We start from the raw sequence: 11007 nt of genomic DNA, 5'->3' as shown, positions 1-11007 counted from the left end.
ACCTGCCATGACCACGGAAATAACTGATATAGCACCTTCCACTCCGCACCTGCCTCTGGTGCAGCAGGATGCCTGGCTGGCCCCCTATGAGCCCGTGCTCCGGGCCCGTTTAGAGCGCCTGGAGCAGCGCCTGCAGGAAATAAACCAGCAGTATGGCTCCCTGACCAAATTTGCCTCGGCGCACCAGCGGCTCGGGCTAAACTATGACTCGCGCCGCCGCGGCTATTGGTTTCGGGAGTGGGCACCGGCCGCGCAGGGCCTGTTTCTGGTAGGTGATTTCAACCAGTGGGACCGGCAGGCCACGCCTTTGCAGCGCGGGCAGGACGGCGTGTGGGAGATATTTCTCAGTGATAAGGAATACGGCCAGCGCCTCACGCATGGCAGCCGCTACAAGGTGCACGTGGTAACGCAAAAAGGTGGCAAAGACCGGCTTCCCGCCACGCTACGCCGCGCCGTGCAGGACGAGGAGTCCAAGGATTTTGCCGCCCAGGTGTGGCGCCCGGAAGCCCCGTTCACCTGGACCGACCAGAAATTCCGCATCCCCAATTTTGTGCGGGAGCCCTTTATTTATGAGTGCCACGTGGGCATGGCCACCGAGGAAGGCCGCACGGGTACTTACCTGGAATTCGCCGAAAATATTCTGCCGCGCATTCAGGCCCTGGGCTACAACTGCATTCAGCTGATGGCCGTGATGGAGCACCCCTATTACGGCTCCTTCGGCTACCACGTAGCCAATTTCTTTGCTGCTTCCTCCCGCTTTGGCACCCCCGAGGAGCTGAAGCACCTCATCAACGAAGCCCATAACCGGGGCATTGCCGTGCTGCTGGACGTGGTACATTCCCACGCCGTGAAAAACGAGGCCGAAGGGCTGGCGGATTTTGATGGCTCCGGCGGGCAGTATTTCCACGAAGGCGAGCGAGGCAACCACCCCGGCTGGGATTCCAAGCTATTTAACTACGGCCGGCCCGAGGTGCAGCAGTTCCTGCTCAGCAACCTGCGCTACTGGCTGGAAGAGTTTCACTTCGATGGCTTCCGTTTTGATGGCGTAACCAGCATGCTCTACCACCACCACGGCGAAGGGGTAGGCTTTGGGCACTATGACCAGTATTTCGGCCCCGAGGTAGATGATGATGCCATTCTCTACCTGCAGCTGGCCACCACCCTGGTGCACGACTGCAAGCGCAGCGCCCTGCTCATTGCCGAAGACATGAGCGGCATGCCCGGCCTGTGCCGCCCCATCAGCGAGGGCGGCGTGGGCTTTGATTACCGCCTGGGCATGGGCATTCCGGACTACTGGATTAAGCTGCTCAAGCACACCCGCGACGAAGACTGGAACCTGCACGACCTCTGGTATGTGCTCACCAACCGCCGCGCCGGTGAGAAAACCGTGGCCTACGCCGAAAGCCACGACCAGGCCCTGGTGGGCGACAAAACCTTGGCCCACTGGCTGATTGACGCCGCCATTTACACCCACATGCACAAGGACGACCCCGACCCGGTGGTGGCCCGCGGCATGGCCCTGCATAAGCTCATCAGGATGCTCACGCTGGCGCTGGGCGGCGAGGCATACCTCAACTTCATCGGCAACGAGTTTGGCCACCCCGAGTGGGTGGACTTCCCGCGCCAGGGCAACGAGTGGAGCTATCAGTTTGCCCGCCGCCAGTGGAGCCTGTCTACCAACCCCGAGCTGAAATACCAGTACCTGCTGGCCTTCGATAAAGCCATGGTGACCACGGCCCGCAACCGGCGCCTGCTGGCCGCCGGCCCGGCCCACGAGCTCAACATCGACAGCAACAATCAGGTCCTGATTTTTGAGCGCGCCGGGCTGCTATTCGTCTTCAGCTTCCACGTAGACCGGAGCGTGTTCGATTACCGCTTCTTCGTGCCCCAGGCCGGCCGCTACCGCATCATCCTCAATTCCGATGATGCCCAGTTCGGCGGCTTCCAGCGCGTAGATGATGGCCTGACCTATGAGACTTTTGTGGAAGATGGCGTAAACAAGCTGAGCCTGTACGTCACCAACCGAACGGCCTTGGTGCTACAGCGCATCGGGTAAAAACGAAGCTCCTGCAGTACTCAAAACTCCTGTCATCCTGAGCTGGCGAAGGACCTTGTCACGCTTGCACGAGCCGTTGTTACGCTAGTCGTTTAGCCGTGATAAGGTCCTTCGCCAGCTCAGGATGACAAGGGTTTAAAATATTGAGTAGCTTCAATACAAACTGTCATTCCGAGCGAAGGCGAGGAATCTGGGTATGGCCATACTGGCTTCCTCAGATTCCTCGCCTTCGTTCGGAATGACAGGGTAAAAGTTCTACGGCTTGCGGCCGGAAGCAATCCGGTCCAGGGCGTCCTGCACGCGGCGGGCGCGGGTTTCGGCTTTCTTGGCTCGCTCAATGCCTTGTGCAAACTCTTTGCGGTGGGTGTAGGAAAGATCATCAAAGCGCTGGCGCAGGCCGGCGCGGTCCAAGGCCATGGCTAGCTCCTCGGGCACGGTTACGGTGCGCTCTTCGGTGTCCCGGGAGAGGGTAATGTGCACCGACTGGCTCCAGGATTTGCCAATGGCGTTGCGGATTTGCTTCTGTACCAGCAGGGCGTGGGTACCATCGCCAATGGGGGAGAGGCTGCCGCGATACGGGAAACCATCTATAGTAGCGCGCACAGGCAACAGGCCGCGCACGCCATACGTGGCTTCTACACTGAAGGGAACCAGGACGAAAACGCCGCCGGTTTCGGCATCCAGCTCCAGGGGGGCGTCAAAAGTGTGTTCGGGAGTCAATAGGGTATGGGTGATTTGGTATGACGATGACGCAGGCACTGCCAGCAGGTGCTACAGCAGGGCCTGTAGGGCGCGGGAAACCTCTTCGGCGTTTACCTCGCCGTGTTGCACGCGGGTGCGGTGCAAAGGTATGTTATAGAGTTGGCGCACGCGGTGGCAGAGCTCCTCCGAGTCTAAGATGATTAAATCGGCCCGCCGCAGGGCCAGGCGCTCCAGCTCCTGAATCCAGCCCCGGTCGTCAGTGGTGTTGCGGTCGGAGCAGAGAGAGTGCACGTGCAGCACCAGCGGCCGGCCCGTGCGCTGCCTGATTTCCATGGCAGCCAGCCAGGTGGGCCATTCGGCGGCGTAAATCACCTCAAATGGCTTATCGGCCACGAAGGGCGTGGCAAAGCGGGCGTATTGTATCACCCGGAAATTGAGGCCGGCCTCGTCGTCTATTTCATTATTGAGCACGGCCAGCGCGTGTTGGGGCGTAGTGCGCTCGGCGCTGGCAGGCAAAAAGCTGCGGACTTCTGCCGGCAGGGCAAAATTAACCGCTGGCTCCAGCGGCATGTCTTCGTCCAGCGCATTGGCTTCGGCGGCGCTGGGCTCGCCGGCGCTTTCCTCTTCCTCCAGCAGCGAAACGGGGCGGAAAGTGCTGCCTGAAGCTTCGGCCGAAATGGCTGCTGATGGGCCTGCCGCAGGAACCCTGGCTTGCAGAGCCGGACTTGAAGCCGCTTCTTCGGCCGGCGTAGCGCCCAGGTAGGGCGCCGCCGGTGTTTTCCAGGCGGCTCTTGCTGTAACGGCACTGCGCGATTGGTCTACGGCGGCCTGCAGTTCTTCGGCTGATAGGTTGCCAATAGCCGTTACGTCTACGCCGGCTATGGGAGCCGTGGAGGCTGGCAGCGTGGGCAGTACTACCGTGAGCTGGCTGTGGGCTGCCAGCGTGCGGGCCAGCCCTAAAGGGGCCGCTGGCGGGTGTTGCGTGGGGTACGTATCATCCCAGCCTAGCAGTAATACCTTCAGGTTAGGAGTTTCCATGGCGGGGCGTTTGAGGGGGCGGGAGAAAAGTAAAAAGCCGTTGAATATACGGGGAAGCGGCTTTTTGGCAATCTACGATTAATGATAGGCAAAATTCCTATGAATCGTTTTTACCTTGCGTAACGAAGCTCGTCTGTCCGGCCCGGTCGGACATTTTTTTTGCCCCGCATACACACCTTCATGGCTGATACAATCCAGGATAACAATTACATGATCAACGACCTGGTGTCGCGGAAGCAGGAGCACTTCCCCGGCAAGGTCATTTCATCTAAAACCACTGACGAAGGTTTTCTTTTCTCTTGTGATAATGGCGTGCAGCTGATGCTGTACGTGGTAACCGATAAAATTCTACGCTTCCGCTACGCGGCGGAAGGTCGTTTTGAGGCTGATTTCAGCTACGCCGTACCCGCCGACCAGCCCCGCCGCGAGCTGGAATTCCTGGAGTTCAAGGAAAAGCCCGACCACTACCGCATCACCACTGAGCGCCTGATCTGCACCATCAGCAAGGATAACGCGGCGGTACGCATCCTGGACCGCTCGGGCACGCTGCTCTCCGCCGATGAGAAGGGCTTCCACTGGGAGTACGACTACGAAACCGGCAACGACATCGTGAAGATGAGCAAGCAGGTGCAGAGCGGCGTGCACTACTACGGCCTCGGCGACAAGCCCGATAACATGAACCTGCGCGGCAAGCGCTTCCAGAACTGGGGTACCGATACGTACGGCTACGTAAAAGGCTCCGACCCGCTCTACAAGAACATCCCGTTTTACCTGGAGCTACACCAGAAAATTGCCCACGGCATTTTCTTCGATAACTCCTTTAAGTCCTTCTTCGACTTTGCCGCGGAGCGGGCCGATGTCACCAGCTTCTGGGCCATGGGTGGCGAGATGAACTACTACTTCATCTACGGCCCCACGCTCATGGAAGTAACCCAGGAGTACACGCGCCTCACGTGCCCGCCCGAGCTGCCCCCGCTGTGGGCCCTGGGCTACCACCAGTGCAAGTGGAGCTATTTCCCCGAGAGCAATGTAAAGGCCATTGCCCAGGGCTTCCGCGACCGGAAAATCCCTTGCGACGCGCTCTACCTCGATATTGACTACATGGATGGCTTCCGGTGCTTTACCTGGAGCCCCACGCACTTCCCCGAGCCCAAGCGCATGGTGCAGGAGCTGGCCGAGGATGGCTTCAAAACCATTGTCATCATCGACCCCGGCATTAAGATTGACCCCAACTACCCGGTGTATACCGAGGCGCTGGAAAAGGACTACTTCTGCCGCCGCGGCGACGGGCCCCTGATGAAGGGCTCCGTGTGGCCCGGCCTCTGCAACTTCCCCGATTTCACCCACCCCACCGTGCGTGAGTGGTGGGCCGGCCTGTTCAAAGGCCTCATTGAGGAAACCGGCGTGAAGGGCGTGTGGAATGATATGAACGAGCCCGCTGTGTTCGAAAAAGGCACTTTCCCGGATGATGTACGCTTCGATTACGATGGCAACCCCGGCACGCACCGTAAAGCCCACAACGTGTACGGCATGCAGATGGCCCGCGCCACCAACGAAGGCGTAAAGCGCTTTGCCTACCCCAACCGGCCCTTCACCATCACGCGCAGCACCTACGCCGGCGGGCAGCGCTACTCCTCCGGCTGGACCGGCGACAACATTGCCTCCTGGGAGCACCTGTGGCTGGCCAATATTCAGTGCCAGCGCCTCAGCATCTCGGGCTTCTCCTTTGTGGGTTCCGATGTGGGCGGCTTTATTGACACCCCCGATGGCGAGCTGTACGTGCGCTGGGTAGCCCTGGCGGCCTTTCACCCGTTCTTCCGCACGCACAGCTCCGGCGACCACGGCGACCAGGAGCCCTGGTCGTTCGGGCAGGAGTTCTGCGACTTGGCCAAGTCATTTATTGAGTTGCGCTACCGCCTGCTGCCTTACATGTACACCACTTTCTGGCAGTACGTGCAGGAAGGTACGCCCATGCTGCGCCCCCTGGCCTTCCTGGACCAGAACGACACCGACACGTACCTGCGCATGGCCGAGTTTGCCCTGGGCGACCACCTGCTGGTGTGCCCCATTACGCAGGCCGGTGCCGATGGCCGCTGGATGTACCTGCCGCGCGGCAACTGGTTCTACTACTGGACCGATGAGCCCAAAGGCGGCGGGGCCGAAGTGTGGGCCAGCGCCGGCCTCGACCGGATTCCGCTGTTCGTACGCGCCGGAGCCGTTATTCCGTTCTACCCCGTGATGCAGTACGTGGGCGAGAAAGTGGTGGAGCAGCTTACCCTGCACGTGTACTACACCGAAGGCGAGGAGCTAAGCGTGCTCTATGATGACGGCGGTGAAGGCTACGGCTACGCCAAAGGCCAAAGTACCACGCGCCATTTCCGGGTCCGCGGCAACGATAACAGCTTCAGCCTGAAGCAGGAAATTACGGGGCCGTATGTGCCTACCTACGAAACCTACAGCGTAGTGCTGCACGGCTTCCCCTTTGCGCCCACTACGCTAACCGTAGATGGCCAGCCGGCAGAAGCTGCCCAAGGCGTAACCGAAGCCGGCCTCACACTCCCCCACGTTATTGTATCAGCAGGCTTTGGGGAGCTGGTTATTCAGTAATCAGTCCCAACCTATTTTTGAGTGAAGGCAACAGCGCCCGACCAATGGCCGGGCGCTGTTGTTTTGGGTGGTTGGATTGGCACACAGGTTTTTTTATTGCCAGTATAGAAGTCCAGCACTATAATTTATTTCAAGTAGCTAATATTGGAAGTCAATCAATATCCTATATGAAATATCCTTTACTGAAAATAGCCGTCGTAGCAGGGTTGTGCGCTGGCGCTGGTACGGCTTCGGCGCAAACAGCAGACTCTTCAGCTGCCTCCGGGCGTTGGTATGTAGGAGCCGGGGCCGGTCTTCATCATTATTACTCTATCAATCGGCCCTACAATCAGTTAAAGCCGGCTTATGTCCAGGTCGGGTATACCATCAAGCCCCGGGTAGCCCTTCAGGCTGAAATTCAATACGGTCGTCGGCTCCAGGAGAACCGCGAGAGTGGGGAGGTGGATGGGGAGTTGTATGACTTCTATTATAAAGAGGATACCCGGAGCACTGCCGTAACGGTAATGGCCCGTTTTAGCCGCAGCCGGCCGCAGCGGCACCTGCAGTTTGACTGGCTGCTGGGCCTGGCCGTTGTGCGGGGCACCGTCCGGGAATCTTCAACCCGAACCTCTGCTACCCAAACAGATACTTACAATTATCACCCCATCACGGCCACGGAGCCGCATCTGGTAGGTGGAATAGGGCTCCGTTACCTTATGGGCCCACATTGGGCAATAGGTACGGAGATATTGGTCAGTAAAAACCTTCAAATTCCACCGATAAGCATATGGGGGCTAGCTCCGGGCGCTGGCGCAAATATTGGTGTCAGTTATTTGCTGAAGTAGCAGTGGTTTCTGAATACGCCGGTAATCCTGCCTGAGGTATACAGCCGGCGGCTTCCGCTCACATATTCTCCCGCAGATACTGATACACCTCCTCATTGGAAAGCAGGGTGCCGTGGTGCTGTTGCGCAAACGTACGCGTGCTAACCTGCACATCGGGCGGCAGGGCCGGGTCGCCGAAAACGGTGCCTACGGCACTGCCGGCGCCTACCAGTCCATCACCGAAGTAGTGCGCTAGGGCCGAGGCCGTGGTTTTCAGCAAAGAACCCACCAGCATATGGTAGTGCACGCCGGGCAGCGGCGGTACCAGCGTGCGCGGGGGGAGCAGGTCGTTGGCCTGGGGGTGCTGCCAGTCCTCATCCACCAGGCGGGCGTGGCGCAGGTCTTTGATGCCGTTGCTGCGACGGTCCATTAACTCGCTGATGAAGCGGGTGGGGCGCAGATTTATTTTGCGCAGGGCCATGGAGGTGAGGTAGCTGTTCTGCTCCAGAAAAGAACCCTCATTGGGTACGCCCAGCAGAAAAACCGTTTTTAAATGCCTTACCCAGGCAGCAGCAGGCTTCCCTTCTGCTGACGCAGACACCGGAGCTGCGGTGGCAGTAGCTGGTGCTGCATAATATCCGGCGGAGCGAATTACCAGCCCGCCCATGCTATGGCCCAGCAGCACCAGCTCCCGGGTAGCTTCAGGATATGCGGCCACCAGCTCCGTGAGCAGCTGGCTGAGCAGGCGGCCATTTTCAGAAATGTGCAGGCCGGAGTTGTAGCGCACATACAGACAATGTACGGGCAGCTCCTGCTGCAGAAGCGGCCCGTAGCGCGGCGTGGCCCCGGCGCCGGTTTGCCAGATCAGCTCGTCGCCCATTAGCCCGTGCAGAAACACTACGGTTTTGGGGCGGTCTGGGGAGAGGTGTAGGTGCGCCACGGGTACGTCGGCGCCGTGGCGGCGGAAGCTCATCTGGATAGTGCGCGGGTCATGGCGCTCGGCCAGCTGGTCGCCGAAGGCGCCGTTGAGCACCGGTAGCGTGAAGTGCCGGTTGGCCAGGTGTGTCTGATACAGGTAGCTTAGGCCCGTAGCGGGCAGGCCGGCGGCCCGGCGGGCTGCCGCGCCCAGTTTCTGCCAGCGGGAGGGCGGCGTGGGCGCCGAGGCATCATCGGCAGGCGGAAGGGAGGGAGGTGTATCAGGCACGGCAGCAGCGGTATAAAGCAAATTTACGGCGGAAATGCCTGGCATCTTTTCCCAGCGGCTCAGGGAGTGACGGGCGCGGGAAAAAGCCGGCTCCAGATGCCCAGTACCACACCCGCAACCAGCCCCAGCAGCAAACCGCCCAAATGGGCCGCATTGTCTACGGTAGGTTGCTGCAGGCCGTAGGCCAGGCTGGTGGCGGTTATGAAAAGCGTATTCACCAGCAAAGCCAGCCGCTGGGGGCGCGTGAGGTGGCGGGCTTCCGTGGCTACCAGGGCCAGCAGCAGGCCATAGAGCCCAAAAATAGCCCCGGAAGCGCCCACGCCATTTACGCCCCTAGTGTGCCACCACAAACTAAGCACATTGCCGGTTACGCCACTCAGCAGGTACACCAGCAACAGCCGCCAGCGGCCCACCAGCGGCTCGGCCAGCACCCCAATAAACACCAAAGCATAGCTGTTGAGCAGCAAGTGCGTAATGCCGCCGTGCAAAAAGCAGGCTGTAAACAGCCGCCACCACTGCCCGTGCAGCGTGAGCGGGGAGAAGTTGGAGCCCCACCGGATAAGGTCGGGGCCGGCCGGGTGAAGCACGTTGGTTCCCTGTACTACCATCAGCCCAAAAACTGCCAGATTCAGCAACAGCAGCAGGGGCGTGATAAAGTAGCTGCCGCCGGGCCGGAACACCCGGCCGACCAGGGCCCACCAGGCCGGCTCCGGCCGCCCCGGCTGCGAGGTGGGGGCCGCGGGCGGCGCCTGCGGTAGCTCGTCCGGAACCAGACCGCGCCGCTGCAGCTCCTGCAAAGCCGCTTGGCCTAACGCCGGCGGGTAGCGCCGGGCATGCTGCGCCAGATACAGTAACTCGGCATCACTGAGGCGGGCAAAATCGGTGGGCTGGTCTTCGGCAGGAAGCATAGAGGTAGAGAACAGCGTGGCTTGCCGAAGGTTGATATTGAAGCGGGGCGGTTAGGTTATTTGCCCAGCGACACGTGCAGAGTGGTGGCTTTGCCCTGCAACTCGGCCAGCAGCTGGGGCACGGGAGCCATTGTAATGCGCACCTGCTCGTTCAGGGGCGGGTTGCCCAGCTGGTAGTTGCGGCGCATCTGGCCCAGGGCCGTCATTTCGCGCTGGGCCACGTCCTGCATCAGGTCTACGCGGGCTTGCATAATGGGCTTCAGGTTGTGGTTATACACCAGCACACTGGTGAGCTTGCGCCACTCCTGGTAGGTTAACTCCACCTGGGTGGGAAAGGTGGAGTCGATGCGGGCAGTGGTAACTTCTTTGGCCAGATAGGCTGATTGATGCTCGGCGTTCCAGAACCGCTCCGCCAGAATCAGGTATTTGCGGGTGGCCTTTTCGTCTCGGCGGGCTGCGGCGGGCAGCAGCTGTTTCATGCGCTGCACGCTGGCCTTAGTTTGGGCGGTAAAGTTGGGAATGGGGCGCGAGGCCACGGTTTCCAGCACGGCTGGACCGGGGGCGCCATCGGGGCCGGAGCCGTGTTTGGCCGGCATGTGCCACCAATAAAGAAAGGCGCCGCCAATGAAGAGCAGTATAGTCAGCACGGCGGGCCAGTTGATGCGCGAGCCGGAGTCGGTATCCCATTCTATCTGGGGTTCCCGGGAATCAATAATGGCCTGGTGCGGATTAATGGCCCGTTGGCGGAGCTCCTGCTGGGCGGCGGTTACTAAGGTATCGTGGTATAAGCTGGGGTTACGAATCAGAAATAGAAGCTCATCGGTGGTTTTCTGGCTCAGGAAATCAGACCCAGAAGTACTGGAAGTAGGCATTGGGGCAAAGAATAGTAAAGAGATAAAAGGTAAAGCAGCAAGTTACAGGGAAACCCGCGCTCAACCACCCGGCGCAGGGCGCGTATAGCCGGAAATACTTAGGTCTCACTTCTAGCCCGATAAGCCCTATGCAACCCGACGAAACTCCCCAGCCGCCCCTCGATCAGGAAACCAGTGACCAGGAGCGGGCCCGCAACTTCCAGCCGGAAGGCCGGCAGGCGCCCGGCTCCGGTGATGCGCTGCGCGGCCTCAACGCCGATGACAGCTCCGGCAGCGGCGGCTCCGTGGGCGGTCAGCCCATCAAAGGCAAAGATGTGAGCCGCAGCACCCAGTACGACACCCCTGGCAATGCCGACGAGGGCGACGTAGGCGGGGCCACCACCAGCGGCGGCACCGGCGTATCGGGCGGCGAAGGCGGCCAGGTTACCCTCTAAACTCCACTACACCCCAAAGACTATTCCCCATGCAGAATAACCCACAGCCCACCGACAGCGCCCAACCAGAAAAGCCACAGGACTCAGCTAAGCCCAACGCCGGGCAGCCCACCGAAGGCCAGGCCCTGCCCACCAGCACCCAGGAAGATATGGGTGATGGGGAAGGCATCCGGGGCGGCTACGGCAACTCCGACCAGACCAACGGCATGGAAGGCGGCGAAGATCCGCAGCCCCACAACGACCTCACGCGCCGCGGCGTAGGCGACTAACCTCGGCGCCATAGTGTATGAATGATGCTAACAGCCTCAGACCGAGTAGGGTCTGAGGCTGTTGTGTTTTATAATCCTGTACGGGTAAAGTTGTTTTCAGCGCTGACAGGGAGA

10 protein-coding genes are annotated in these 11007 nt (G+C 60.3%); 5 read left to right on the top strand and 5 right to left on the bottom strand.

Features of this window, described 5'->3' with window-relative positions:
* Window positions 1-7: 7 nt before the first annotated feature.
* On the top strand, window positions 8-2056 hold the full coding sequence (locus PK28_RS13450; protein ID WP_044514644.1) for an alpha amylase C-terminal domain-containing protein: 2049 nt from the start codon (window positions 8-10) through the stop codon (window positions 2054-2056).
* 255 nt (window positions 2057-2311) lie between these two features.
* Here PK28_RS13450 and PK28_RS13445 read toward each other — a convergent pair whose 3' ends face one another.
* A complete protein-coding gene (locus tag PK28_RS13445) occupies window positions 2312-2776 on the bottom strand; it encodes a YdeI/OmpD-associated family protein (RefSeq protein ID WP_044514642.1) in 465 nt (154 codons plus the stop codon).
* A 51-nt stretch (window positions 2777-2827) separates the two neighbouring features.
* Complete coding sequence (locus tag PK28_RS13440; RefSeq protein ID WP_044514638.1) at window positions 2828-3796, bottom strand: glycosyltransferase; 969 nt, start codon at window positions 3794-3796, stop codon at window positions 2828-2830.
* Between the two features lie 180 nt (window positions 3797-3976).
* On the opposite strand from PK28_RS13440, the gene PK28_RS13435 reads away from it, so the two are divergent.
* Together PK28_RS13435 and PK28_RS13430 are read left to right on the top strand one after the other, a co-directional pair.
* Complete coding sequence (locus PK28_RS13435; RefSeq protein WP_231576160.1) at window positions 3977-6403, top strand: glycoside hydrolase family 31 protein; 2427 nt, start codon at window positions 3977-3979, stop codon at window positions 6401-6403.
* A gap of 17 nt (window positions 6404-6420) precedes the next feature.
* Complete coding sequence (locus tag PK28_RS13430; RefSeq protein WP_156126393.1) at window positions 6421-7227, top strand: outer membrane beta-barrel protein; 807 nt, start codon at window positions 6421-6423, stop codon at window positions 7225-7227.
* Between the two features lie 58 nt (window positions 7228-7285).
* Here the strand turns inward: PK28_RS13430 and PK28_RS13425 are convergent, their stop codons facing one another.
* Genes PK28_RS13425 through PK28_RS13415 form a run of 3 tightly spaced genes read right to left on the bottom strand, consistent with a single transcriptional unit; the run spans window position 7286 to window position 10190 of the window.
* Window positions 7286-8410: an esterase/lipase family protein gene (locus PK28_RS13425; protein ID WP_156126392.1), complete on the bottom strand. Its 1125-nt coding sequence runs from the start codon at window positions 8408-8410 to the stop codon at window positions 7286-7288.
* Between the two features lie 59 nt (window positions 8411-8469).
* On the bottom strand, window positions 8470-9318 hold the full coding sequence (locus PK28_RS13420; RefSeq protein WP_048826038.1) for a rhomboid family intramembrane serine protease: 849 nt from the start codon (window positions 9316-9318) through the stop codon (window positions 8470-8472).
* Window positions 9319-9374: 56 nt separating this feature from the next.
* Window positions 9375-10190 carry a hypothetical protein gene (locus PK28_RS13415; RefSeq protein ID WP_044514632.1) on the bottom strand — a complete coding sequence of 272 codons (816 nt, stop codon included), beginning with the start codon at window positions 10188-10190 and terminating at the stop codon, window positions 9375-9377.
* 128 nt (window positions 10191-10318) lie between these two features.
* Here PK28_RS13415 and PK28_RS13410 point away from each other — a divergent pair, with 128 nt between their 5' ends.
* Together PK28_RS13410 and PK28_RS13405 are read left to right on the top strand one after the other, a co-directional pair.
* Complete coding sequence (locus tag PK28_RS13410; RefSeq protein WP_044514629.1) at window positions 10319-10624, top strand: hypothetical protein; 306 nt, start codon at window positions 10319-10321, stop codon at window positions 10622-10624.
* 29 nt (window positions 10625-10653) lie between these two features.
* Window positions 10654-10893 (top strand): hypothetical protein, encoded by a 240-nt coding sequence (locus tag PK28_RS13405; RefSeq protein ID WP_044514626.1) that lies wholly within the window; start codon window positions 10654-10656, stop codon window positions 10891-10893.
* Window positions 10894-11007: the final 114 nt, after the last annotated feature.

Source organism: Hymenobacter sp. DG25B (genome assembly GCF_000801315.1).
Lineage (GTDB): Bacteria > Bacteroidota > Bacteroidia > Cytophagales > Hymenobacteraceae > Hymenobacter.
The sequence above is the reverse complement of the archived record's forward strand: the minus strand, read 5'-3'. Positions and strand labels throughout refer to the sequence as shown.

What these genes read in the sequence shown, in the direction of transcription:
- PK28_RS13450 (WP_044514644.1), top strand. Translation starts at nt 8, where the DNA reads ATGACCACGGAAATAACTGATATAGCACCTTCCACTCCGCACCTGCCT.
- PK28_RS13440 (WP_044514638.1), bottom strand. Translation starts at nt 3,796, where the DNA reads ATGGAAACTCCTAACCTGAAGGTATTACTGCTAGGCTGGGATGATACG.
- PK28_RS13435 (WP_231576160.1), top strand. Translation starts at nt 3,977, where the DNA reads ATGGCTGATACAATCCAGGATAACAATTACATGATCAACGACCTGGTG.
- PK28_RS13420 (WP_048826038.1), bottom strand. Translation starts at nt 9,318, where the DNA reads ATGCTTCCTGCCGAAGACCAGCCCACCGATTTTGCCCGCCTCAGTGAT.
- PK28_RS13415 (WP_044514632.1), bottom strand. Translation starts at nt 10,190, where the DNA reads ATGCCTACTTCCAGTACTTCTGGGTCTGATTTCCTGAGCCAGAAAACC.
- PK28_RS13410 (WP_044514629.1), top strand. Translation starts at nt 10,319, where the DNA reads ATGCAACCCGACGAAACTCCCCAGCCGCCCCTCGATCAGGAAACCAGT.
- PK28_RS13405 (WP_044514626.1), top strand. Translation starts at nt 10,654, where the DNA reads ATGCAGAATAACCCACAGCCCACCGACAGCGCCCAACCAGAAAAGCCA.